General features: G+C 66.9%; 25 protein-coding genes. 12 read left to right on the top strand and 13 right to left on the bottom strand.

Going from position 1 to position 23,715, the window contains the following annotated elements:
* Positions 1 to 137 precede the first annotated feature (137 nt).
* Genes ACV7JP_RS06975 through mnmE form a run of 5 tightly spaced genes read right to left on the bottom strand, consistent with a single transcriptional unit; the run spans position 138 to position 5,691 of the window.
* Positions 138 to 1,016, bottom strand: a complete 879-nt coding sequence (locus ACV7JP_RS06975; RefSeq protein WP_457798500.1) for a ParB/RepB/Spo0J family partition protein — start codon at positions 1,014 to 1,016, stop codon at positions 138 to 140.
* A gap of 59 nt (positions 1,017 to 1,075) precedes the next feature.
* Entirely contained in the window at positions 1,076 to 1,897 is an 822-nt protein-coding gene (locus ACV7JP_RS06970; protein WP_457798499.1) for a ParA family protein, read from the bottom strand.
* Complete coding sequence (rsmG, locus tag ACV7JP_RS06965; protein WP_457798498.1) at positions 1,881 to 2,531, bottom strand: 16S rRNA (guanine(527)-N(7))-methyltransferase RsmG; 651 nt, start codon at positions 2,529 to 2,531, stop codon at positions 1,881 to 1,883. The genes ACV7JP_RS06970 and rsmG overlap by 17 nt, the downstream gene beginning before the upstream one ends.
* On the bottom strand, positions 2,528 to 4,381 hold the full coding sequence (mnmG, locus tag ACV7JP_RS06960; RefSeq protein ID WP_457798497.1) for a tRNA uridine-5-carboxymethylaminomethyl(34) synthesis enzyme MnmG: 1,854 nt from the start codon (positions 4,379 to 4,381) through the stop codon (positions 2,528 to 2,530). The genes rsmG and mnmG overlap by 4 nt, the downstream gene beginning before the upstream one ends.
* 14 nt (positions 4,382 to 4,395) lie before the next feature.
* Complete coding sequence (mnmE, locus tag ACV7JP_RS06955; protein WP_457798496.1) at positions 4,396 to 5,691, bottom strand: tRNA uridine-5-carboxymethylaminomethyl(34) synthesis GTPase MnmE; 1,296 nt, start codon at positions 5,689 to 5,691, stop codon at positions 4,396 to 4,398.
* A gap of 222 nt (positions 5,692 to 5,913) precedes the next feature.
* Here mnmE and ACV7JP_RS06950 point away from each other — a divergent pair, with 222 nt between their 5' ends.
* The gene (locus tag ACV7JP_RS06950; RefSeq protein ID WP_457798495.1) at positions 5,914 to 6,459 is read left to right on the top strand and encodes an N-acetyltransferase family protein; all 546 of its coding nucleotides are present in this window, start codon (positions 5,914 to 5,916) and stop codon (positions 6,457 to 6,459) included.
* Here ACV7JP_RS06950 and rho read toward each other — a convergent pair.
* The 3 genes from rho to hemE form a co-directional block, all read right to left on the bottom strand.
* Positions 6,429 to 7,697 carry a transcription termination factor Rho gene (rho, locus tag ACV7JP_RS06945; protein ID WP_457798494.1) on the bottom strand — a complete coding sequence of 423 codons (1,269 nt, stop codon included), beginning with the start codon at positions 7,695 to 7,697 and terminating at the stop codon, positions 6,429 to 6,431. The genes ACV7JP_RS06950 and rho overlap by 31 nt on opposite strands.
* A gap of 199 nt (positions 7,698 to 7,896) precedes the next feature.
* On the bottom strand, positions 7,897 to 8,316 hold the full coding sequence (hemJ, locus tag ACV7JP_RS06940; RefSeq protein WP_457798493.1) for a protoporphyrinogen oxidase HemJ: 420 nt from the start codon (positions 8,314 to 8,316) through the stop codon (positions 7,897 to 7,899).
* Positions 8,317 to 8,353: 37 nt separating this feature from the next.
* On the bottom strand, positions 8,354 to 9,382 hold the full coding sequence (gene hemE, locus ACV7JP_RS06935) for a uroporphyrinogen decarboxylase (protein WP_457798492.1): 1,029 nt from the start codon (positions 9,380 to 9,382) through the stop codon (positions 8,354 to 8,356).
* 441 nt (positions 9,383 to 9,823) lie between these two features.
* Here hemE and ACV7JP_RS06930 point away from each other — a divergent pair, with 441 nt between their 5' ends.
* The 3 genes from ACV7JP_RS06930 to dnaQ all read left to right on the top strand — a co-directional run bounded on the left by ACV7JP_RS06930 (position 9,824) and on the right by dnaQ (position 11,922).
* Positions 9,824 to 10,450: a Maf family protein gene (locus ACV7JP_RS06930; RefSeq protein WP_457798491.1), complete on the top strand. Its 627-nt coding sequence runs from the start codon at positions 9,824 to 9,826 to the stop codon at positions 10,448 to 10,450.
* Between the two features lie 11 nt (positions 10,451 to 10,461).
* Entirely contained in the window at positions 10,462 to 11,091 is a 630-nt protein-coding gene (coaE, locus tag ACV7JP_RS06925) for a dephospho-CoA kinase (RefSeq protein WP_457799043.1), read from the top strand.
* 105 nt (positions 11,092 to 11,196) lie between these two features.
* Entirely contained in the window at positions 11,197 to 11,922 is a 726-nt protein-coding gene (gene dnaQ / locus ACV7JP_RS06920; RefSeq protein WP_457798490.1) for a DNA polymerase III subunit epsilon, read from the top strand.
* Positions 11,923 to 12,045: 123 nt separating this feature from the next.
* On the opposite strand, the gene secB is transcribed toward dnaQ, so the two are convergent.
* Positions 12,046 to 12,534 carry a protein-export chaperone SecB gene (secB, locus tag ACV7JP_RS06915; protein ID WP_457798489.1) on the bottom strand — a complete coding sequence of 163 codons (489 nt, stop codon included), beginning with the start codon at positions 12,532 to 12,534 and terminating at the stop codon, positions 12,046 to 12,048.
* Between the two features lie 76 nt (positions 12,535 to 12,610).
* Complete coding sequence (locus ACV7JP_RS06910; protein ID WP_457798488.1) at positions 12,611 to 13,081, bottom strand: FxsA family protein; 471 nt, start codon at positions 13,079 to 13,081, stop codon at positions 12,611 to 12,613.
* 115 nt (positions 13,082 to 13,196) lie between these two features.
* Here ACV7JP_RS06910 and ACV7JP_RS06905 point away from each other — a divergent pair, with 115 nt between their 5' ends.
* Genes ACV7JP_RS06905 through ACV7JP_RS06895 form a run of 3 tightly spaced genes read left to right on the top strand, consistent with a single transcriptional unit; the run spans position 13,197 to position 15,545 of the window.
* Entirely contained in the window at positions 13,197 to 13,889 is a 693-nt protein-coding gene (locus tag ACV7JP_RS06905; protein WP_457798487.1) for a Tim44/TimA family putative adaptor protein, read from the top strand.
* Positions 13,890 to 13,893: 4 nt separating this feature from the next.
* Entirely contained in the window at positions 13,894 to 14,985 is a 1,092-nt protein-coding gene (gene mltA, locus ACV7JP_RS06900) for a murein transglycosylase A (RefSeq protein WP_457798486.1), read from the top strand.
* The gene (locus ACV7JP_RS06895; protein WP_457798485.1) at positions 14,982 to 15,545 is read left to right on the top strand and encodes a Smr/MutS family protein; all 564 of its coding nucleotides are present in this window, start codon (positions 14,982 to 14,984) and stop codon (positions 15,543 to 15,545) included. The genes mltA and ACV7JP_RS06895 overlap by 4 nt, the downstream gene beginning before the upstream one ends.
* A gap of 166 nt (positions 15,546 to 15,711) precedes the next feature.
* Here ACV7JP_RS06895 and ACV7JP_RS06890 read toward each other — a convergent pair whose 3' ends face one another.
* From ACV7JP_RS06890 to ACV7JP_RS06880, 3 genes are all read right to left on the bottom strand, one after another.
* On the bottom strand, positions 15,712 to 17,097 hold the full coding sequence (locus tag ACV7JP_RS06890; RefSeq protein WP_457798484.1) for a heme biosynthesis HemY N-terminal domain-containing protein: 1,386 nt from the start codon (positions 17,095 to 17,097) through the stop codon (positions 15,712 to 15,714).
* A gap of 15 nt (positions 17,098 to 17,112) precedes the next feature.
* Entirely contained in the window at positions 17,113 to 18,483 is a 1,371-nt protein-coding gene (locus tag ACV7JP_RS06885; protein WP_457798483.1) for a COG4223 family protein, read from the bottom strand.
* 94 nt (positions 18,484 to 18,577) lie between these two features.
* Positions 18,578 to 19,447, bottom strand: a complete 870-nt coding sequence (locus tag ACV7JP_RS06880; protein ID WP_457798482.1) for an HpcH/HpaI aldolase/citrate lyase family protein — start codon at positions 19,445 to 19,447, stop codon at positions 18,578 to 18,580.
* A gap of 132 nt (positions 19,448 to 19,579) precedes the next feature.
* Here ACV7JP_RS06880 and ACV7JP_RS06875 point away from each other — a divergent pair, with 132 nt between their 5' ends.
* The 5 genes from ACV7JP_RS06875 (at position 19,580) to ACV7JP_RS06855 (ending at position 23,691) form a co-directional block, all read left to right on the top strand.
* Entirely contained in the window at positions 19,580 to 20,296 is a 717-nt protein-coding gene (locus ACV7JP_RS06875; RefSeq protein ID WP_457798481.1) for a carbonic anhydrase, read from the top strand.
* Positions 20,293 to 21,207, top strand: coding sequence for a TIGR01459 family HAD-type hydrolase (locus ACV7JP_RS06870; protein ID WP_457798480.1), 915 nt, complete (start codon positions 20,293 to 20,295; stop codon positions 21,205 to 21,207). The genes ACV7JP_RS06875 and ACV7JP_RS06870 overlap by 4 nt, the downstream gene beginning before the upstream one ends.
* A gap of 51 nt (positions 21,208 to 21,258) precedes the next feature.
* The gene (locus ACV7JP_RS06865; protein WP_457798479.1) at positions 21,259 to 21,738 is read left to right on the top strand and encodes a MaoC family dehydratase; all 480 of its coding nucleotides are present in this window, start codon (positions 21,259 to 21,261) and stop codon (positions 21,736 to 21,738) included.
* A 250-nt stretch (positions 21,739 to 21,988) separates the two neighbouring features.
* Positions 21,989 to 22,939, top strand: coding sequence for a bifunctional riboflavin kinase/FAD synthetase (locus tag ACV7JP_RS06860; protein WP_457798478.1), 951 nt, complete (start codon positions 21,989 to 21,991; stop codon positions 22,937 to 22,939).
* A gap of 86 nt (positions 22,940 to 23,025) precedes the next feature.
* Entirely contained in the window at positions 23,026 to 23,691 is a 666-nt protein-coding gene (locus ACV7JP_RS06855) for an arylesterase (RefSeq protein ID WP_457798477.1), read from the top strand.
* Positions 23,692 to 23,715 lie beyond the last annotated feature (24 nt).

The raw sequence follows: 23,715 nt of genomic DNA, 5'->3' as shown, positions 1-23,715 counted from the left end.
GGAGCTGCGATGACGCTCTGGATTGCTTCGCCTTTTCGCGAAGTCGGGTATGCCCGACTTCGCGAAAAGGCTCGCAATGACGCGAGAGCGTCGTAACGAAGTAATCGAGCAGCCCTATACGCGCTGAACGCCGCGCCTTATTCGCTCAGGAGCCGGCAGATGGCGTCGAGCTGATCGAGCGACTGATAGCGGATGCGAATCTCGCCGCGCTCGCCCTGATTCTTGATGTCGACCGCCATGCCGAGCGCGTCGCTCAACGTTTTTTCCAGAGCGCGCGTATTGGCGTCCTTGTCTGGCCGCAAGGATTTCCTGCCGGGCGCTGATTCGCCTTCCGATGAGCCGGCCTGCGCCTGCGCCAGGGCCTCGACGTCGCGAACCGTCAGACCCTCGTCGACGATCCGCCGCGCGACCGCTTCGGGATTTTCGACCGCAAGCAAGGCGCGGGCGTGGCCCGCCGAAATGACCCCGTCCCGCACCAGCGCCTTGGCGCCCTCGGGAAGGTTCAGCAGCCGCAACGTATTGGCCACATGCGACCGGCTCTTGCCGATGATCTTGGCGATTTCGCTTTGGGAGTAGCTGAATTCCGCGCCGAGACGCTCATAGCCCTTCGCTTCTTCGATCGCGTTGAGGTCGGCGCGCTGGACGTTCTCGATGATGGCGAGCTCAAGGGCTTCCTTGTCGTCGGCCTCATGGATGACGACGGGGACATCGGCGAGCCCCGCCGCCTGCGCCGCTCGCCAGCGCCGCTCGCCAGCGATAATCTCATAGGCGTCGGCGACTCCCGGAATGGCGCGCACGACGATCGGCTGGATAATGCCCTTTTCCCGAATGGAATTGGTGAGATCGGCGAGATCCTCCTCACGAAATTGCATGCGCGGATTACGCGGATTGGGGCGCAGAAATTCGATCGGAACCTTGCGCTGGCCGCGTGGGCGTTCGGCAGGCGCTTCCTCGCCGGCGTCTCCCAATAACGCCGCCAGGCCGCGGCCCAGCCGCCGGCGCGGTTCTTCCACCATGATGAAAACGCTCCTTACTGGTCGCGGGCTGGTTCAGGACGCAAGCGCATGAAAAAGGCTCAGGCCGCGCGCAGCCGCTTCTCCCGCTGGATCACTTCCGAGGCGAGCTTGAGATAGGCCTGGCTGCCGGAACATTTCAGATCGTAAAGCAGCACCGGCTTGCCATGCGACGGCGCCTCGGACACGCGCACATTGCGCGGGATCATCGTCTCATAGACCTTGTCGCCCATGAAGCGGCGCACATCGGCCGCGACCTGCGTCGCGAGATTATTGCGAGGGTCGTACATGGTCAGAACGACGCCATGGATCGAAAGCTTCGGATTCAACGTTCGCGTGACCTGATCCACGGTCGACAGCAATTGCGAAAGGCCTTCGAGCGCGAAGAATTCGCATTGCAGCGGCACGACGACAGCGTCGGCGCTGGCGAGGGCGTTGATGGTGAGAAGGTTCAAGGAAGGCGGGCAATCGACCAGAATATAATCGTAGCGCCGGCCGCCTTCGTGGCGCTCGGTCGCCGCCAGCTCCGCCAGCGCGCGCTTGAGGCGGAAGGCGCGATCCTTGTCGCCGGCGATTTCTAACTCCACGCCGAGAAGATCGAGCGTCGAGGGCGCGATGGAGAGGCGCGGCACGACCGTCTGCACAATGGCGTCGGCGAGGCTCGATTCGCCGAGCAGCACGTCATAGGTTGAAATCTTCCGGCTCTTTCGCTCGACGCCGAGGCCCGTGGAGGCGTTGCCCTGCGGATCGAGATCGATGACCAGCACTTCCTCCCCGACGGCGGCGAGCGCCGTGCCGAGATTGATGGCTGTCGTCGTCTTGCCCACGCCGCCCTTTTGGTTGGCGAGAACGAGGACGCGCTGGCCGTTAGTCTGTGCGGTCAAAATTGGCCTCTGAAGGTGGATGGACGACGATCAATCTGGCGCGCGGATGCGTGCGGCTCTGAATTGTCTCAAAGGCAAAATTACCGACACGCTTGGCCGCGGTCAATTCGTCCCGCCACTCCTCACCCTTTAAAAACACGCCTTTTGCGCCGTTTTTTAGCGGTTCGCGCGCCAATTCCACGAGCCGCGCAAGAGGGGCGAGGGCGCGGGCGCTGACGGCCTGAATTTGCCCCGCCAGCGGCGGCAGCGCGGTCTCGATCCGCGCGGCGTGGACCATGACAGGCGCGCCTGTTTCACGTGAAACAGCCCGCAGAAAGGCGGCCTTGCGCTGGTCGCTCTCGACCAGATGGACAAGCGCGCCCGGCCGGCCCTTCATTAATAGCGCCGTGACGAGGCCGGGAAAGCCGGCCCCGGAGCCGATATCCGCCCAAATCGCCGCCTCCGGCGCCGCTTCGATCGCCTGCGCCGAATCGGCGAAATGCCGAACCCAGACCTCCTCCAGCGTATTGGGCGCGACAAGATTGATCTTCGCCTGCCAGCGCCGAAGCAGCTCTTCAAAGAGAGCGAGCTCCTCCTCAATCGCCCGGAGAGAGGGGGCAAGCGCAAAAGCGGCCCCCCGGCTATTCTTCGTCACCCCCGTCGCGCCCGCGCCGCGAGGAGGGTCAAGGCCGAGGGCGTCATGCCGTCTATGCGTTGCGCCTGGCCAAGAGTTTGCGGCCTCAGAAAGGCAAGCTTCCCGCGCAGCTCGGCCGAAAGCCCGGCGATCGACTCATAATCGAGCGACTCCGGCAAAGCGAGCTGCTCGTCGCGGCGGAAGGCGTCGATATCGGCTTGCTGACGATCGAGATAGACGGCGTAGCGCGCATCCGTTTCGATCCGCTCGACCGTCGCCATGTCGATCTCGGAAAGCTCCGGCCAGATCTCAGTCAGCCGCGCAACGGAGATGGAGGGTAGCGCCAGCAAAGCGAAGCCGTTGCGGCGCTGGCCGTCCTGATTGACGGGCAGGCCTTGTTTCAAGGCTGCGGACGAGGTCAGAGACACGCTCTCGAGCAAGGCGCGGGCGCGGGCGATCTTCGCCGCGCGCGCTCCGAAAACAGCGGCGCGCGCGCGCCCGACGCAGCCAAAGCCGACGCCTTTCGGCGTCAGCCGCTCATCGGCATTGTCGGCGCGCAGCGAAAGCCGATATTCGGCGCGCGAGGTGAACATGCGATAAGGTTCGCTCACGCCCCTCGTGACGAGATCGTCGATCATCACGCCGAGATAGGCTTCGGCGCGATCGAGAATAATGGCCGATTGTCCGCCCGCGAGACGCGCGGCGTTGAGCCCGGCGACGAGGCCCTGGGCGGCCGCCTCCTCATAGCCCGTCGTGCCGTTGATCTGGCCGGCGAAGAACAGACCCTTGATCCGCTTGGTCTCCAGATTCGGAAATAGTTCGCGCGGATCGACATAGTCATATTCGATCGCGTAGCCCGGCCGTAAAATGCGCGCTTCCGTCAGTCCCGGAATGGAGCGAATGAAGGCCTCCTGCGTCGCGAGCGGCAGCGAGGTCGAAACGCCGTTCGGATAGACCGTGTCGTCATCGAGTCCTTCCGGCTCCAGAAAAATCTGATGCCCGTCGCGATCGCCGAAGCGCGTGACCTTGTCTTCGATCGAGGGGCAATAGCGCGGGCCGGGTCCGGAGATAGCGCCGGTCTTCAACGGCGAGCGGTGCAAATCCGCGCGGATGACGTCATGCGAGGCCGCCGTCGTACGGGTGATGGCGCAGGCAATCTGCGGGTTGTCGATTCGGGTCGTCAGGGTCGAGAAGGGCTCGGGCCTTTCGTCCCCGAACTGCCTTTCGAGACCCTCCCAGCGGATCGTCCTGCCGTCGAGACGCGGTGGCGTGCCGGTCTTGAGGCGGCCCACGGCGAAGCCGGCCGCGCGCAATCGTCGCGAGAGGCCCAGCGACGGCGGATCGTCCATGCGGCCGGCGGGCCGTCGCTCCTCGCCAATATGGATCATCCCGCCCAGAAACGTGCCGGTGGCGATCACGACGGCCGCAGCGCCGATTTCCTCACCTGCGCCGGTCAGAACGCCGCGGACCCTCTCCCCCTCGACCATCAGGTCCTCGATGGGGGCCTCGACGACGGACAGATTCTCGATCGCGTCGATCGCCGCCTGCATGGCGTTCCGATAGAGCTTGCGGTCGGCCTGGGCGCGCGGGCCGCGCACGGCGGGTCCTTTCGATCGGTTCAACAGGCGAAACTGTATGCCGCCCTTGTCGGCGACGCGCCCCATGAGTCCGTCCAGGGCGTCGATCTCGCGGACGAGCTGACCCTTGCCGAGGCCGCCAATGGCGGGATTGCAGGACATGGCGCCGATAGTCGCGCGGGAATGGGTGACGAGGACGGTCCGGGCGCCCAAGCGCGCAGCGGCCGCGGCGGCCTCGCAACCCGCATGTCCGCCGCCGACGACCACGACGTCGAAATTCCTCTCCTGTTTCACGTGAAACAGCCCCGCTATTTGCCAATGCAGAAACGCGAGAAAACGACATCGAGCACATGCTCGACATCCACCGCGCCGACGATGCGCCCGAGCGCCCGCGCCGCGGAACGTAAATCCTCCGCGATAAATTCCAAGTCCTTTTCGAGGGCAAGCGCCGATTCGACCGATGCGGCGGCCGAAGCGACCGCCGCCCGATGCCTCTCCCGTATCAGAAGCGCCGAAGCGCCGTCGCCGAGCCGCGCTTTCGCCCGCTCGGCCACCTCCTTCAGAAGACCGTCGACCCCCGCGCCCGTCTTGGCGCAGAGCCCATGCCAGCCCGCCGGCGCCGGAATGAGGTCGCATTTCGTCGCGACCTTTAGCATTTCCACGCCGGGCGTCGGCTCCGGCCGCTCCTCGCCGCCAGCCGAAAGCCAAAAAGCGAGATCCGCCGTCTCGATCCGCTTCAGGACACGATCGACCCCGACGCGCTCGATCTCGTCCGCCGCCTCGCGCAGGCCGGCCGTATCAACGAAGGTGACGGGCAGGCCCTCGAGATCGAGATGGGCTTCGATCATGTCGCGCGTCGTGCCGGGCATGGCGGAGACAATGGCGAGGTCCCGACGGGCAAGCGCGTTGAGCAGAGTCGACTTGCCCGCATTGGGCCGTCCGAGGATCATGACCAAAAAGCCCTCGCGCATCCGCTCGGAGGCCGGCGCCTCCGCAAGCGCCGCCTGCATTTCCCCAAGCGACCCACCGAGCAAAGCGCGAAGGCGGGGCGCGTCGAAACGCCCGACATCGCCTTCGTCGCTGAAATCGAGTTCCGCCTCCACCAGAGCGAGCGCGTCGATCAGCGCCCGACGCCAATTCTCGACCTTCCGACGCAGCGCGCCGCCGGCGATCCGCAGCGCCTGACGCCGCTGCGCCGCCGTCTGCGCGTCAACCAGATCGGCGAGCGCCTCGGCCTGGGAGAGATCGAGCTTGCCATTGGCGAAGCCGCGCCGGGCGAATTCGCCGGGCTCGGCCGCGCGCAGGCCGGGTCGACGGGCGAGCGCTGACAACACGCCGTCGACTACGGCCCGCCCGCCATGAATATGCAGTTCCGCATAATCCTCGCCCGTCGCGGATCGCGGCGCGGGGAAAAAGAGAGCAAGCCCCTGATCCAGCATTTCGCCGCTCGAAGGATCGAGCAGCGTGACGAACGCCGCCCGGCGCGGTTCGGGAACGGCGCCGGCAAAATCACGGAGCGCGTCTCGGACGCCCGGCCCGGAGAGCCGAATCACGGCGATGGCCGCGCGGCCCGCGCCCGTGCCGAGGGCGAAGATCGTCTCCATGGCTAATCCGCCCCGCCAAGGCATTGCGGATTCCGACATATATTATTGCAGTGCACAAAGATCGCGTGGAGCATGTCGCGCAAATTTTCCATCGCTTGCGTCCGTTGCGGTTGGGCGGTTTCAAAGCCCTCCATCCCAAATTATGCAAGAAGAAAGCGATTGAAGCCTTCTGCGAATTTTCGACCCGAAACGTCAGTCGGAAAGGGGACGAGCGAAGTGCGAATGCAGGGACTGCTATGCCGCCGCCTCGGCCCCGACGATGCGGGTTCCTATCAGTCGATCCGACTCGACGGATTTCGCCGCGAGCCGCGGGCCTTTCGCTATGCGCCCCAAGACGAATCGGACATGCCGGCGTCCGAAGCGGCGGCGCGTCTTGCGCGGGACTGCGTCCAGGGCGCTTTTGACGGCGAGACCTTGATCGGCATTGGCGGCTTGTCCTGGTCCAGCGGCGCCAGGACGCGTCACCGGGCGCTGCTTTACGGCATGTATGTCGACGCCGCCTATCGCGGAACGGGAATATCCGACGCGATCATGCGCGCGCTTCTCGACGAAGCGAGAATGCGGGCCGAAATCGTGACGCTGACCGTCATTTCGGATAATGCGCGCGCGCTGCGCTTTTACGAGCGCTGGGGCTTTCGCCCCTATGGGATCGACAAATGCGCCGCCAAGCTCGGCCCGGGCGATTATCTCGACGAAACCATGATGGCGCTCGACTTCCGCCATGCGCCGTCCGAATGTCAGGTGTTCATCGAATCGAAGAAGGCCTGATTGCCCTTCGGCGTTTCGCGGAGCTTGCCGAGCAGGAACTCGATCGCGTCGACCGTGCCCATCGGATTGAGGATGCGGCGCAGCACATACATCTTCTTGAGAATGTCCGGCGCGACGAGCAGATCTTCCTTGCGCGTGCCGGAACGCGTGATGTCGAGCGCCGGGAAGACGCGCTTGTCGGCGACCTTGCGATCGAGAATGATCTCGCTATTGCCGGTGCCCTTGAATTCCTCGAAGATGACTTCGTCCATGCGCGAGCCGGTGTCGATCAGCGCCGTCGCGATGATGGTGAGCGACCCGCCTTCCTCGATATTGCGCGCCGCGCCGAAGAAGCGCTTGGGGCGTTGCAGGGCGTTGGCGTCGACGCCGCCCGTCAGCACCTTGCCGGAAGAGGGCACCACCGTATTGTAGGCGCGGCCCAGGCGCGTGATCGAATCGAGCAGGATGACGACGTCGCGGCGATGCTCGACGAGGCGCTTGGCCTTCTCGATCACCATTTCGGCGACCTGAACGTGGCGCACCGCCGGCTCGTCGAAGGTCGAGGACACGACTTCGCCGCGCACGGAGCGCTGCATGTCGGTCACTTCCTCGGGACGCTCGTCGATCAGGAGCACGATCAGATAGCACTCCGGATGATTGGTCGTGATCGACTGGGCGATGTTTTGCAGCAGCACCGTCTTGCCGGTGCGCGGCGGCGCGACAACAAGCGCGCGCTGCCCCTTGCCGATGGGCGCGACGAGGTCGATCACGCGGGACGACAGGTCCTTCTTGGTCGGGTCGTCGATTTCGAGCTTGAGGCGCTCGTCGGGATAGAGCGGGGTGAGATTGTCGAAGGGCACCTTGTGGCGCACCTTCTCCGGATCCTCGAAATTGATGGTGTTGACCTTCAGAAGGGCGAAATAGCGCTCGCCTTCCTTCGGGCTGCGGATGATGCCCTCGACCGTGTCGCCGGTGCGCAGGCCGAATTTGCGTATCTGCGAGGGCGACACATAGATGTCGTCCGGACCTGCGAGATAATTGGCGTCGGGCGAGCGCAGGAAGCCGAAGCCGTCCTGCAGCACCTCGACCACGCCCTCGCCGACGATCTCGACGTCGCGCGCGGCGAATTGCTTGAGAATGGCGAAGAGCAGTTCCTGTTTGCGTAGAAGCGAGGCGTTTTCGACCTCGTGTTCCTCCGCGAAGGCAAGCAGTTCAGCCGCGGACTTTTCCTTCAAGTCCTTGAGTTTGATTTCCCGCATGGGGAGTTCCTTGGCCGTAAGTTCCAAAGCGATCAGACTTTTCGTAAGGAGGATGGGCAGGTCGGATGGGACTAGGAGTCACGCCGTCGCCAGGCGAACATCCCGGCGGGTCGCGTTGCGACAGGCTGCCTATTGAGGTGAGCGTTATGTGTCTAAAGCTTTTTTTGCCAAAAGGCAAGAGAGGAGGACGACAGACGGGTCAGAAGGGCTTGACGATCACCATGATTACGATCCCCATCATCAAAACGGTCGGGACCTCGTTCAGATAACGGTAGAATACATGCGAACGCTGATTGGCGTCGGCGGCAAACTGTTTGACGAGCACGGCGTCGTAATAATGCGCCGCCGTCATTCCAATAACCAGAAGAAGTTTCACGTGAAACCAGCCGTCGCGCCAATGTTCTCCGGCGAAGGCGAGGTAAAGCCCCGTCGCCCAGGACACTGTCATTGCGGGCCGCATGATGATTCGCAGCAGCTTCTCCTCCATAATCTTGAAGGTGTCCGACTGCGGTCCGGGCCCGACCTGCGCGTGATTGACGAAGAGGCGCGGCAGATAGAACAGCCCGGCCATCCAGGTGATGATGGCCATCACATGCAGCGCTTTGATCCAGAGATACATCAGCGGCTCGTTTCTTCCTGCGCCCCACCCGACGGGGTCACGCGCGGCGCACGCGCGCGATCAGCCGCTCCACATGCTCGATCGGCGTCTGAGGCAGAATGCCGTGGCCGAGATTGAAGATGTGCGGTCGGCCGGCGAAGGCGGCCAATATCGTGTCAACCTCCCGATCCAGCGCCTCGCCGCCCGCGAGGAGCGCCAGCGGATCCAGATTGCCCTGGAGGCAGATATCGGGCGCCGTCTCGGCGGCCGCCCATCTGGCGTCGAGCGCCGTGTCGAGACCATAGCCGTCTGCGTTCAGGAGGCGCGTAAGGGCAGGAAGCTGGGCGTCGGCGCCGCGAACGAAGGCGATCACCGGCGCGTGCGGCCGTTTTTCCTTCAGCGTCGCCACCATGCGCCGAATGGGCTTCGCGCACCAGCTTTCGAACTCATTGGCCGGCAGCACGCCCGCCCAGCTATCGAAAATCTGCACCGCCTCGACCCCGGCGTCGATCTGGCCGATGAGATATTCCACGGAAGCCTCGACAAGCCGGTCGATGAGCTTCTGGAAGGCCGCATGATTCCGGAAGGCGAAGAGCCGCGCCGGCGCCTGGTCCGGCGTGCCCTTGCCGGCGATCATGTAGCTTGCGACCGTCCAGGGCGCGCCGCAAAAGCCGATGAAGGCGATGTCTGCGGGAAGCTCGGTCTTCACCCGGTCGATCGTCTCGAAGACCGGGGAAAGCTTTTCGATATCGAAGGCGCCGAGCTTGTCGAGGTCTTCGGGCGTCTCGATCGGATCGAGACGCGGACCCTCGCCCGTCTCGAAGGAGACCGTCTGCCCCATGGCGTGGGGCACGACCAGAATATCCGAGAAAAGGATCGCCCCATCGAAATGGAAACGGCGAATGGGCTGTAGCGTCGCCTCGGCCGCCATGGCGGGCGTGTAGCAGAAATCGAGGAAGCCCTTCGCCTTGGCCCGCAGCTCGCGATATTCGGGCAGATAGCGCCCGGCCTGGCGCATGAGCCATAGGGGAGGGATTTCGTGGGCCCTGCCGCGCAGGGCCGAAATCAGGCGTTTCTCTTCTGACAAGTCTCTTTCCCGCTCCGCTCGGCTCGAGGCCGCCCCATGCCGCGAAAGCAGTTAGCCCGAAAGGCCAAAAATTAAAAATCCATTTATAAAAAGACTGATTTACTTTTTGTTAACCATTGAGCGGCGGTCGTTAACGCTTCGTTAAGACCTTTCCCACAGGCAAGGCCGACTCCGCGTGGATTTTCGCCCTATCCGCGCGGGAACGGGGATAGGAGAATAAACGCCGTATTTTCAATTTATTGCCTTTCATATTCCTTGTGGAGCGCCGCGCGCTTCGCCTGTGTATGAGTCTTGCGCCGCGGATTCACCGCCTCGCTTCCGACAGGCGCAAGGCTGTTGATAGATCCGGGCCGATATGCCCAGCTGTCGACAGAGGGGCTTTCGGGACGCCATAATTGTCCCCGCTTTTCCCGATTACGCCCGAGCCTGTGGATACGCCGCGTGAGCGAAAACCGCATCTTTCCCTTCTGGCGCGCCGCGGCGCCGCTGATTCTCGCCTCGAAAAGCGCCGGGCGCCGGCAGGTCCTGGCCCAGGCCGGAATTCCTTTCGAATTGCGGCCCGCCAATATCGACGAGCGCGCCATAGAAGCCTCGCTCGGGCCGGTCGGCGCCGATTTGGTCGCCGCGGCGCTCGCCCGGGCGAAGGCCGCCGCCGTGTCGGCCGGCGCGCCGGGGCGGCTCACGCTCGGCGCCGATCAGACGGCGAGCTGCGAGGACAGAATTTTCGGCAAGCCGGAGAATCTTGAGAAAGCCGCCGAGCTGCTGCGCTTTCTCTCCGGCCGGCGCCACCGGCTGCATTCGGCCGTCGCGCTGCTGCGCGATGGATCGGTGATTTTCGAGACGGTGGCGCAAGCCGATCTGATCATGCGGCCGCTGACGCCGGAATTCATCGCCGCCTATCTCGACGCGATGGGCGAGGCGGCCTTGGCGAGCGCCGGCGCCTATCAGGTCGAGGGGCTGGGGGCGCAGCTTTTCTCGCGGGTCGAGGGCGATCACTGGACCATTATGGGCCTCCCGATTCTGCCCCTGCTCGACGCCTTGCGACGAGAGGGAGCGCTGATCTCGTGAGCGGGCGGAAGATGCTGCGCGTAGGCCTTACCGGCTCGATCGGCATGGGCAAATCCACCACCGCCCGAATGTTCCGAGAGGCGGGCGCGCCCGTGCTCGATTCCGATCAGATCGTGCATGATCTTTATCGCGGCGCCGCCGTCGCGCCGATCGCGGCGGCGTTTCCTGGCGTCGCGGTCGACGGCGCGATTGATCGCGGCAGGCTCGCCGAGCGGGTGCTGGGGGATCCGGAAGCCCTGAAGCGGCTCGAGGACATCGTCCATCCGCTGGTCTGGGCCGCGCGCGACCAGTTTCTCAAGGCGCAGGAGCAAAAGGGCGCGCGCATCGTCGTCTATGACGTGCCGCTCCTCTTCGAGACCGGCGCGGACAAGACGGTCGACGCTGTCGTCGTCGTCTCGGCTCCGGAAGATGTGCAAAAGGCGCGCGTTCTCTCGCGACCGGGCATGACGGAAGAGAAATTCGCGGCCATTCTGGCCAAGCAGCTTCCCGACGCCGAAAAGCGCGCCCGCGCCGATTTTGTCGTGCATACGGAAAAAGGGCTGGAGGCGGCGCGCGCCGAAGTGCGGGCGATACTCGACGAGCTTGGAAGAAGAACGCAATGCGCGAACGACGCCCCGCCGGCGCCGCCCCGAGACAGATAATGAATAGCGCCGCTGTATTACTGGACCGGCCGGAATTTCCGATCCTGCGGGCGAATCGCCGGATCGTCAGGCCGCGCCTGCTGGTCGATTGAGAAAGTCCCTCCGATGCGCGAAATCGTCTTCGACACCGAAACCACCGGACTCGATCCGGCGAAGGGCGACCGCGTCGTTGAGATCGGCGCCGTCGAGATTTTGAATCTCATCCCCACCGGACGCGTCTTCCACGTCTATATCGATCCCGAGCGCGACATGCCGGAGGAGGCGTTTCGCGTTCACGGCCTCTCGCGGGAATTTCTCTCCCAGCACAGGAAGTTTCGCGAGATCGCGCAGGAATTCGTCGATTTCATCGAGGATTCCCCGATGGTGGCGCATAACGCCGAATTCGACGCGCGATTCGTCAACGCCGAATTCGCGATGCTGAACCTGCCGCCGCTCGCTTCCGCGCGCATCGTCGACACGCTCGCCATGGCGCGCCGCCTCCATCCCGGCAGCCCCGCTTCGCTGGACGCGCTCTGCCAGCGCTACGGAGTCGATCTGTCGCGCCGCGATAAGCACGGGGCGCTTCTCGACGCCGGTCTGCTCGCGGAAGTCTATGCGGAATTGCGCGGCGGCCGGCAGGCGGCCCTGTCGCTCGCGACGGTCAGCGTCGCGCGGCGGGCGAAGACTGGCGAATTGCTGCGCGCGCGGCCCGAGCCGCTGCCGAGCCGCCTGACCGCGGCGGAGGCCGAGGCCCACCGCGCCTTCATCGCCGCTTTGGCGAAGACCGCGATCTGGGACAAATATCTGCCCCAGCAACAAGAAAGCGGAGAGCAACCGCCCTCCGCCGCTTGAGGCTCCCGATCGCCTTCGGCGAGGCTCGCAGCGTCACTGCGAGCCGAAGGCGAAGCAATCCAGAAAATTGCGACGCGCGCTCCCCGCAAGACGGGCGCGCGAGCCGCTCGAACGGAAGCGGCGTCAGGCGTTCGCCGTTCCCTGCTGGCCGGCGGCCTCGGCGGCCTTCTGCTGATACAGCGCGACGAAATCGATCGGGTCGATATAGAGCGGGGGGAAGCCGCCGTCGCGCGTCGCATCCGCGACGATCTGGCGCACGAAGGGGAAGAGCAGGCGCGGGCATTCGATCATGACGATCGGATGGATCTGATCCTGCGGAATGTTGAGCAGGCGGAAGACGCCGCCATATTCAAGGTCGAGCTTGAACAGGAGGGCCGCGCCCTCGCCCGCCTGCGCGTCGAGCGCCAGGGAGACCTCAAAGTCGGTCGGCGCGAGCTGCTTGGCGTTGACATTGACCTGAATGGAGATGTTCGGAGCCTTCTCCTGCGGCCCGAGCGAATTCGGGGCGTTGGGGTTCTCGAAGGAGAAGTCCTTGAGATATTGAACCAGCGCGTTCAGGGCCGGAGCGCCGCCCTGATTGGCGTTGGCGCCGTTTCCATTTGTGTCGGACATGTCGGGATCTCCAGCCGCGCCGCCTTGTGGCGGGAAGTCGCGCCCGCGTAACACGTCTCTCGACGCGGAACAAGGCTCAGCGGGCGGTCGAGGAGGCGCCGTCCGGCTTCTTGCGCCGGCGCTTCGGCCGCCCGCCCGGCGTGAGATTCTTCCATTCATGCGGCGCGAGATCGATGGTGCGCGGCCCTTCGGCCTTGTTGGGGCTTTTGCCCCGGTTGCCGATGCGATTCATCGCCGCCGCCCGAACCGAAGGCGATTTCAGCGCGAGTCCCGCGACGTCGGAGGCGAAGCCGGGGAGAATCAGCAGGAAGGAGGCGAAGGCCTGCAAAGCGCCGTCGAACATGGCGCCCTCGGCCCGCAATTTGCCGCGCTCCCGCCAAACGTTCAGAAGCCGCTTCACGTCGGAAAGGCCGAGCGCCGTCGTGCCGAGCCCGAGCAGGATCGCGGCGAGGAGGCCGACCGATCTCAAGACGAAGGCGAAAGCCACGATCTCCAGCGCCAGCCATAGGCCGAGCGCTATGGCGATGAGCTTCGTCCTGTCGTTCACGCTTCGACTCTCCCGCGCCGCAAGCGCCGGCCTGCGGCGATCCGCGCGGCCCCTTGATTCGTGACATGCGAGCCGCGACATGGTAGCCGACAAGACCGAATTCCGGGAGAGATCAATGTCGCCGACCGGCGAACCTTTCGATCCGTCGCTCGTCGTCTTCGCGGCGCTGGCCATCTTCGTCCTATGGAAGCTCCGTTCGGTGCTGGGCATGCGGGTCGACCGCGACGCCCCGCCGCCCGCGCAGTTCCAGCCGCCCGGCCGCGCGTCCCTGAGGCCGACGCCCCTGCCCGGCGCGCCGCCGGCGGACGATCTGCCGCCCGTGCGGCACGAGGATCGCTGGAACGGCGTCGCCGAGGGGAATCCGGCCGCCGCGGAGGGCCTCGACGCCATCGCCGCCGCCGATCCGCGTTTCGACGGGCACGCCTTTCTCGACGGCGCCCGCCGCGCCTATGAGATGATCGTCGGCGCTTTCGCTTCGGGCGACCGCGACGCGTTGCGCCCGCTGCTCTCCAAGGAGGTCTTCGACGGCTTCGCCGGCGAGATCGCGCGCCGCGAGGCGGCGGGCGAGACGATGGAGACGGCGATCGTGGCGATCGACTCCGCGCTGGTCGAATCGGCGCGCGCCGCGCCGCGCCTCAATGAGATCACGGTCCGTTTCGCCGTGCGGCTGATGAATGTCCGCAAGGACAAGACGGGCGAGGTCGTCGAGGGCGGCGGCGCCGTTCCCGTCGAGGAGCTGTGGACCTTCGCGCGCGATCCGCGCGCCGCGGATCCGAACTGGAAGCTTACCGCCACCCGCGCCGCCTGATCCCGTGCGGGCGCCCCGGAATATCGAACCGCTTTCCTACGAGGCGATTCCGGGCTTTGAAGCCGACGATCTCGACGCCGCTTTCGGGGCCTTCCGCCGGTCCGCCCGGCGCCTCGCCGATTTGACGCCCCAGCAGCGGCCCGCCGCGCCGCCGCCCGCCGCGCTGGTCATGGCGGCCCGCGCCGCGCTGAGCGGCGATTCCGACGGGCGGACGTTTTTTCAAAAATGGTTTCGTCCCCATCGCATTCCGCGCAAGGGCTTCGTCACCGCCTATTACGAGCCGGAGGTCGAGGCGCGGCTGGCGCCGGAGCCCGGCTTCGAAACGCCGGCGCTCTCCCGGCCGCCCGACCTCGTCACCCTCAGCGCGACGCCGCTTCGCATTTCGGATCGCGACGCCGTGACCAGCGCCCGCCGCCAGCCGGACGGAACGCTTGTTCCCTATCCGACGCGGCGCGCTATCGAGGAGGATGGCGCCGCGGCCGGCTCCGCCGCCCTCGCCTATGTGCGGGACGCCGTGGAGCTCTTCCTCATCCAGGTGCAAGGCTCCGCCCGTTTGCGCCTCGCGGACGGCTCCGCCATCGCCCTCACTTATGACGGACGCAATGGCCGGCCCTACACGTCGATCGGCCGGCTCATGATCGAGCGCGGCCTCGCGGCGGAAAGCGACATGTCGCTCGAGAAGCTGAAGGCGACCCTGCGGGAAATGGGCGTTGGCCCCAATCAGCCCGGCCGGAGGCTGATGCAGGAAAACCAATCTTATGTATTCTTCCGCCTGGACGATTCAGAGGACCGCAAGCTCGGGCCGATCGGCGGCGAGGGCGTGGCGCTTACGCCGCTGCGCTCCATCGCCGTCGACCGGTCGGTCTGGTGCTACGGCCTGCCCTTCTGGATTGCGTCGCGCCTCCCCTGGGAGGGAGAGGCGGAAACGAAATTCGAGCGGCTGATGATCGCGCAGGACACCGGATCGGCGATTTTGGGCGAGGCGCGCGCCGATCTTTTCTTCAGCGCGGGGGCGCGCGCGGGCGCGCTCGCCGGCCGCGTGCGCCACGACGCGAATTTTATCGTCTTGCTGCCGAGGGAGGACGCCGCGCCGTGACCGACGAAGGACGCCGCTATTCCCGTCGGCTCACCCATGCGGAAGCCGAGCTCTGGACCATGGTCACGGCCAATGTGCGGCCCTTCCGCGCCCGCCCCGCTCCTGTCGCCGAGCCGGCGCTCCCCGCGCCGAAGGTCGCGGAGCCCATGCGCGAGAAGCGGCTTGCGCCCGCCGCTCATCGTGACCGGCCGCCGCCGCCCAAGCCGGCGGCGCCTCTGGCCGAGATCGATCGCCGCATGCGCGTGAAGATCAAGCGCGGGCGCCTCGAGGTCGACGCCAAGCTGGATCTCCACGGGATGCGGCAGGACGAGGCGCAGCGCGCCCTGAACGCCTTCTTGCGCCGCGCCCAGACGGATGGCGCCAAGGTCGCGATCGTCGTGACGGGGAAGGGCCTGTCGCGGGAGGAAGGCGGCGTGCTGCGCCGGGTCGTGCCCATGTGGCTGCAGGCGCCGAACCTTCGGGACGTGGTCGTCGGCTTCGGCGAAGCGGCGCGCCACCATGGCGGCGAAGGCGCGCTCTATGTGCAGCTCCGCCGGGCGGACCGGCATCGCGGGGGTTGAGGGGCGCGAGCCCTCATCCGACCCTCGCTGACGCGAGGGCCACCTTCTCCCGCAGGCGGGAGAAGGAATCGCGCTTCGAGATTTGTGATTCAAAAGCTGACGGTTCTCCCTTCTCCCGTTCACGGGAGAAGGTGGCCCCTGCGTCAGCAGGGGTCGGATGAGGGTTTCAGGACTCCACCGCCTGCGCCGTGATTTCCGGGGCCTTTTCCGGGCGCGCCAGGAAGGCGGTCGGAATGTTCGGGCGGCCTTCTTCCGTCACATGCTGCGCCGAATGGGGCGGGGTCTTCCACTCGAAGGCGTCGAGACGGCCGGTGACGGGCGAGATGGGCAGCCAATGCCGCGATACGGTCCCGTCGGCGATCCAGGCCGGGTCGCGCGGCGCGCGCGAGCCGCGGGCGAGCCATTCGCGCACCGGCCCGCTCGGGCCGAATTCGGCGTCCTCGATCTCGGCCATGAGCAGGCAGGTATGCGCCGTCGGGTGCTGGCCGTCGGCGATGAGCGGGGCGAGCGCCTCGCGCGCCTTGCGGAAATCGCGCGCCGCCAGCGCCGCCTGCGCGACGATGTGACGGCTTTCGGGCGCTTGCGAGGCCATTTTCGCGAGCCGCTCGCTCCGCGCCACGCGCTGGGCGTTGGTCTCCTCGGGGAGCGCTTGCAGATAGACCTCGGCGAGCTCGGGATGCGGATCGGTCGTCCAGACGGATTCGATCAGCTTCATAGCCTGTCTCTGGTCGCCGTGGCGGATCAGAACGCGGGCGGCGGTCGCGGCGGCCGGGGTGAATCCGGGGCGGCGCTTCAAGGCCTGGCGGGCGAGATGCAGCGCGTCATGCGGATGCTCGCGCTCTTTCCGCATCGCCATGGCGGTCTCGATGACGGCCCGCAGCTTCTGCGCGCTCGGCAGGTCGAGCGCCTTGGAGCCGACGCTTTTCTCCAGAGCTTCGCGCGCCTTCTCCCACTCGCCCGACGCCGCGAGATGCTCCAGCACGGCGGAGCCGGCCCAGGGCAGCGGCGCGATCTCATGGGCGGCGGCGGCGAAATGATGGGCGGCCTCCGCATCCTCGCGGCGCTTCGCCTCGACATGCAGGCCCCGCAGCCCCAGGAGCTTCGTTTCCGCATTGAGCGTCATCTTGTGGAAGGCCTTGGCCGCGCCGGTCTTGTCGCCGGCGAGCTGCGCCGCCTGCGCGACGAGCATCTGCGTCAGCGGCTCGTCGGGGATGAGCTTTTCGGCGAGCCCGGCGGCCTTGCGCGCCTTGGCGACGTCGCCGGCGCCGACCGCAACGAGGCCTTGCGAGATCACGTCGAGGCCCTTCGCCTTGCGCCGCTCGCGCGAGCCGCCGGCGACGCGGCCGGGGAGGCGTATGAGCGCCACGACGATCGCCCAGGCCATGATGATCGCGGCGATGAGCAGGAGCAGGCCCGCCACGGCGACGGGGATCGAGGTCTCGATATGCTGGCCGGCGAATTCCAGCGTCAGCGCGCCCGGCTGCTCGATCAGCCATTCGAGCCCATAGGCCGCGACGGCGAGGGCGACGATGAAGAAGAACATGAACAACATGGACGTCGCTCCCGCTTACTTCCTGGCGAGCGCCGCGATGGCGCCGCGCAGCAAATCGTCCGCGGCCTTGGCCGCTTCCGCGCGCTGATGAAGGGTGTCGCCGAATTCCCTCGCCTCGCCCCTGGCCTCGTCCGGAAGGGCGTCGAAGAGGCGCTCGGCGGCGGCGAAATCGTTATGGGCGAGCGCCGCCTCGATCCGCTCGAGCTTGCCGTCGAGGCTCTCGGGATGGGCCTGGCCCGTGGGCCGCACCTTCACGAGCTTGCTCGCGCCTTCAAGGAGGTGGCCCGCTATGTCGCCGCTGTCATGCGGCGCGCCCGCATGGGTCTCGTGCGCCCGCAGCTTCTTGGCGAGAGGCAGGAAGGCGTCGCGCAATTGGGCGCCCGTGGCGGCGCCCTTCTCGGAGAGCTCGACCAGGATCGGCGCGGGGGCGGGATCGGCGTTGAGGCGCGACAGCGCGGCGATCTCCTCCGTGAAGGGATGGCCCGCCTCGAGGTCGCTCCGCAGCGCGAAGGCGACGACGACGGCGGCGCCCGTCATGTCCGGGGCCGCGGCCGGCGCGGGCGCCGGCTTCTCGGCTTCGGCCTTGGAAATCTCCGTCTCCGGCGCGGCGCGGGCCGCGCTCTTCGGCGCGTCGAGCTTGCCGCGCAGGGTCTGAACCTCGTCGCTCAGCGCGTCAATGCGGCCTTCGAGCGCGGAGATCAGGTCGCGATCGGTGAAGCCGTCGGCGTCGGCCGATCGGGCGATCGGGGCGGGGGCGGGCTCGACAGCCGGCGGCGCGGGGGCGGGAAGGGGAGGCGGCGCCGTCGCCGGCTCCTGAGCGAGATCCGCGGGCTTGCGCGGCGGCTCGGGAATGTCGGCGCGACTGGGCTCGGGCGTTTCGGCCGGGGGCTTGTCGAGGACCGGCGCCGCGGGCTCCTTCGCCGCCTCGACCGGCGGGGGCGCCGGAGCCGGAGCCGCTTCCGGCGCGGGCTCGACCGGCTGCGGAGCCGGGACGGCGTCGGGCGCGGGAGGCGGCGACAGCGGCGCTTTGTCGAGGAGCGCGCGATGGCTTGTCGCCTTGGGGGCGGGCTTTTGCGACCCCGTGAGATCGGCGAACAGGGCCTGCGCCTTGTCGAGCGCGCCTCGCGCCTCCGCGAGGCCCTGCTCGACATAATCGGCGGCGAGGCCGAGGCGCGGGTCGACGTCCCGGAAGGTCAGCGCGCCATAGCCGGCGGCGCCGAGAAGAACGGCGAGAGTCGCGGCGGAGAGAAGGAGCTTCGAAAGGAAGCCGCCCCTGCGTTTTTTCTGCGGGCCGGCGGGTCGCGCCGGGGGCGCCTCCGCGCCGTTGGGCGCGGGGCTTTCGACCTTGGAAGCTTTGTCCGTCTTCTCGGTTTCAGGCGCCGCCATGCTCACCGTCCTCGCTGTTTCGCCCCTTTGAGCGGCAGGTATAAAGTAGGCGGCCTGCCCGCGAAACAGGCTTTCGGCGCCTTTAAACCCGCGATCAGCCGGCGGCTTCCGTCAAAGCGAGCGTGCGGCGGGCGATGTCGAGATGCAGGCGCTCGACCATCTTGCCGTCGATCTGCACAACGCCCTTCTCGGCGTTCTCCGGCTCGTCGAAAATGGCGATGATCCGCCTCGCGAGATCAATTTCCTCCGCGCTCGGCGCGAAGATCTCGTTCACCGGGCCGATCTGGTTCGGGTGAATCAGCATCTTGCCGTCGAAGCCCATGTCGCGGCCCTGTTCGGCCTCGCGGCGCAAGCCCGCCTCGTCGTTGAAGTCGTTATAAATGCCGTCGATGATCTCGATATTGTGAACGCGCGCCGCGAGCACGCCGGCGGAAAGCCAGGAGACGAGCGCCGGGCGGCCGGGGGTGAGGCGCGCGCGCGTGGATTTGGCGATGTCGTTCGGGCCCAGCACCAGGACTTCGAGGCGCGCGGCCGGATCGTCGGCGGCGCTCGCGATCTTCTCGATGTCGAAGATCGCGCGCGGGGTCTCGATCATCGCCCAGAGCCTGGTCTTGAAGGGCGCGCCGGCGGCGACGATGTCGGCGGCGGCCTTGAGGATGTCGTCGCGCGAATTGACCTTCGGAATCACGATGGCGTCGGGGCCGGTCGGGGCGATCGCGGCGATGTCGGGCTTGTACCATTCGGAGCCGCGGGCGTTGACCCGCACCACGATCTGGCGCGCCCCATAGCCGCCGCCGATCACCGCCGCCGCGACCTGCGCGCGCGCCGCGGCCTTGGCCGCCTCGGCGACGCCGTCCTCGAGCTCGAACATCAGAACGTCGGCGGGAAGGCTCTTGCCCTTCTCCAAGGCGCGGGCGTTGGAGCCCGGCATGGCCAGCACGCTGCGCTTCAGTTTCGAGATCATTGTCTTGGCTCGCTTCGCGTCTTCAGGTCGATCTTCTCTTGCCGCGAGCGCTGGTCTACACAATAAGAAGCGTCTCCGCCATCGGGCTTTAACGCGTTTGTGGCGGCCCCGCCTCTCTCACCGGATCCGAATATGGCAGCCGATACGAGTCCCGCAGCCGCAAACGGCTTCCCGCCGCATCTCGTCGACGGCTACAAGGTCTTTCTCGAAGGCCGTTTCCGTTCCGAGCAGGAGCGCTTCCGCTCCCTCGCCATCAAGGGGCAGAAGCCCACGACCATGGTCATCGGCTGCTGCGATTCGCGCGTCGCGCCGGAGGCGATCTTCGACGCCGGGCCCGGCGAGCTCTTCGTGCTCCGCAACGTCGCCGCGCTGGTGCCGCCCTATGAGCCGGACGATCATTTTCACGGCGCGTCGGCGGCGCTGGAATACGCCATCATGGCGCTCCAGGTTCAGCACGTCCTGGTGCTCGGACACGGCAAATGCGGCGGGGTGAAAGCCTTCGCGCAGATCGCCGTCAATCCGGAGACGCCGCGGCTGAGCCACAGCGATTTCATCGGCGACTGGATCAAGATGCTGGCGCCGGCCCTGGAGCGTCTCGACCGCGCGCCCGATCCCGAGAACGAAGAGTATCTGCAACTGCTCGAATTCGAGTCGATCAAGCAGACGCTCATCCATCTGCGCAGCTTTCCGATGGTGCAGATTCTGGAGCGCCGAGGCTATCTGCAGCTTCATGCGGCCTATTTCAGCGTGATGGACGGCGAGCTTCTCGCGCTCGACGAGGCGTCGGGCGATTTCCGGCCCGTCGCCGAGCAGGCGCATGCCGCCGCCCTGCAGGAGGCGCGCTGTTGACGGCGCCGACGGCCGGCGCCGCCGCGGCTTGGCGAATTCGCGAAATCTCGGGACTGCATGAGCTCGCGGACCGCTATGACGCGATTCTCTGCGACGTCTGGGGCGTGCTCATCGACGGCAGGAAGCATTTTCCGCGCGCCGCCGACGCGCTGCGCCGCTTCCGCGCGCAAGGCGGCCGCGTGGTCTTGATCACCAACGCCTCGCGCCCCGACGCCGAGGTGCGCCGCCAGCTTCTGGGGCTGGGCCTGCCCGAGGACGCCTTCGACGATCTCGTCTCGGCGGGCGAGCTGACCTGCCGGGAGATCGTGGCCCGCAAGGGGCAGGCCTGCCACCATCTCGGTCCGCCGCGCGACGACGGGCTGTTCGAGGAAGCGGGGCGGCGTCTCGGCGCGCCGGTGCGGAGGGTCGCGCCGGAAGAAGCCGATTACGTCGTCTGCACCGGGCTTTTCGCCGAGCGCGAGGAAATCCCGCAAGATTACGACGAGCGCCTCGCCGCGCTGAAGGCGCGAAACCTGACCATGCTTTGCGCCAATCCCGACATTGTCGTGGCCATTGGCGACGACATCGTCTATTGCGCCGGCGCGCTCGCCGAACGCTACGCGGCCCTGGGCGGCGAGGTCCTGATGTTCGGCAAGCCCCATGCGCCGATCTACGCCGCCGCCCGCGCGCGGCTGGCGGCGCTGCCGGGCGGGCCGGTCGCGGACGCGCGCATCGTCGCGATCGGCGACGGCGCCTTCACAGATCTCGCCGGCGCGGGCCGGGCGGGGTTCGATTGCGTCTTCGTCACGGACGGCGTCCATGTCGCGGAGCTGCGCCCGGACGGCGATGGCGTGGATCATGCAGCGCTCGAGCGGCTGGCGGCGGCCGCCGGCGCGCGTCCTGTGGCTTTGGCCCGCGAAGTTTTCTGGTAAAAGGGAGCGATGGGCGCTCCGCCCGTCCCGCGCAAACGATCCGGTGAATCCATGTCGACGCCGTTCAAAATCTATTATTTCGAAGACCTGAGCGTCGGCATGCGCGAGACGCTGATGAAGGCGGTGATGGATGACGACGTCATCGCCTTCGCGGATCTCTCCGGCGACCGCAATCCGATCCATCTGTCGGACCACTTCGCCTCCAAGACCCGATTCGGCGAGCGAATCGTCCACGGCCTCTATACGGCGTCGCTGATCTCGACCGTCATCGGCATGTATCTGCCGGGTCCCGGCGCGGTCTATTTGTCGCAGACGCTGAACTTCAAGGCGCCCGTCAAGATCGGCGACGTCATCACCGTGGTGGTGGAGGTGATCGAGCTTGTGGAGAAGGGCCGCCGCGCCAAGCTCAAATGCGAATGCCTGGTCGACGGCAAGGTGGTGCTCGACGGCGAGGCGCTGGTGATGGTGCCGTCGCGCGAGCAGGCCGCGCGGACATCCGCGCCTCCGGCGGAGAAGCCGGCGACCGCGTGACGCCTGCCGCGCCTGCCGCGCCTGCCGCGCGCGAATAGGGAAGGCCGGCGCCGGGGCTCGACGATCGAGCGCGCGGCGGGAAAGCGGAAACCGGGCGACGCTGTCCGAAAACCGTCGAGCGCTTCGTGTATGGCGAGAAGCGCGGCGCGCGGCCTCGCCAAGCGGCGGGCGTCGACTTTCTTGCTCCCCTTGCGCTTCCCGCCGCCGCGCGGCAGTTTGACCTGCCCCGAGCCCCTCGTCGGAACAGCCCTTGAGCCACCCTTTCCTCGTCGTCCGTGACCCTGTTTCGCCGCCCGCCGGCTTGGAAGGCGCCGTCGCGGCCATCGGCAATTTCGACGGGCTGCATCGCGGCCATCGCGGCGTGATCGCGCGCGCCCAGGCCCTGGCGAGGAAGCTTGGCAAGCCCTGCGCGCTCCTCACTTTCGAGCCGCATCCCGCCGACGTTTTCGCCGGCAGGCCGGTGATCTTCCGCCTGACGCCCCCCGACGCCAAGGCGGCGCAGGCGGCGCGGCTCGGGCTCGACGGGATGATCGTCCTCACCTTCGGCCGGGAGCTCGCGGCCTGCCCGGCCGAACAATTCGCGCGCGAGATATTGGTGAAGCGCCTGGGCCTCTCGGCGGTCGTCGCGGGCTATGATTTCCGCTTCGGCGCCGGCCGCAGGGGCGACGCGGCCTTGCTCGCGGCGGAAGGCGCGAATCTCGGCTTCGCGGTCGAGATCGTGGACCGCATCACCCAGGACGAGGAAGGAAGTCTCGACGCCGTCTCCTCCACCGCGACGCGCGAGGCGCTGGAGAAGGGCGACGTCGAGCTGGCGCGCCGCCTGCTCGGCCATCCCTATTTCGTGCGCGGGATCGTGCGCCATGGCGAGAAGCGCGGGCGCCATCTCGGCTTCCCCACCGCCAATATCGCGCTCGATCCCTCCAACCGCCTGCGCCACGGCGTCTACGCCGTGACGCTGGAGGCCGGGGGCGTCGTCCGAGAGGGCGCGGCCAGTTACGGCCGCCGGCCCACTTTCGACAACGGCCCGCCGCTGCTCGAGGTTTTCGTCTTCGACTTCTCGGGCGATCTCTACGGGAAGGAGGTCGAGGTCGCCTTTTACGGCTTCATCCGGGGCGAGGCGAAATTCGAGAGCGTCGACGCGCTCATCGCCCAGATGGAGGATGACTGCGCGAAGGCGCGCCGCATCCTCGAGCGCCGCTGATCGGCAACATTAAACATTCTCCGCGCCGCTTGGCGATCGGGCAGGGGGCCCTAGCCTCCTAGGCCTGTCTCATCGGGAGAATGGTCATGAGCGGCGCAGCCCGTCTCCTTGCAACCTGTCTGTCTCTTTTCGCGTTTCTGGCGTCGCAGGCGGCGGCGCAGCCAAAGCGCGTGCTCATCTTCGGCGATAGCCTGACCTCCGGCTTCAACCTGCCCGAAGGAACGGATTTCGCCTGGGCGCTCCGCAAGCATCTCTACCGTCGCGGGCGCGGCGACGTTCAGGTCATGAACACGTCGCGCGCGGGCGACACGACGGCCGTCGGCGTGGATCGCATCCCCCTCGCCTTCAGCCGCGGGGCCGACCTCGTCATCGTGGAGCTCGGCGGCAACGACATGCTGGGCGACGAGGATCCGCGGACGGTCTATCGCAATCTCGATACAATCGTCCGCCACAGCAAGGCGCATGGCGCGCGCGTCATCGTCGCCGGCATGGTCTCGGTTCCCAAGCGCGACCCGACCTATAAGCGCCGCTTCGACGCCGTCTATCCGACGCTCGCGGCGCGGGAGCGCGTGGCGCTCTATCCCTTCTTCCTGGACGGCGCCTTTGGCGACCGGCGCTATATGCTGAGCGACGGGGAGCATCCCAATGAGGCCGGCTCCGATCTCATCGCGGCGAAAATGGCGCCCATGGTCGAGCGGGAGCTGAGGGCGCTGGATCGGCGCGGCCGCTACGGCCGGGCGCCGCATTATTGAAGCACGGGGCCGGAGCGCCTATCT

The organism is Methylocystis sp. S23, from assembly GCF_054106005.1.
This window is presented reverse-complemented; position numbering and strand designations above follow the sequence as displayed.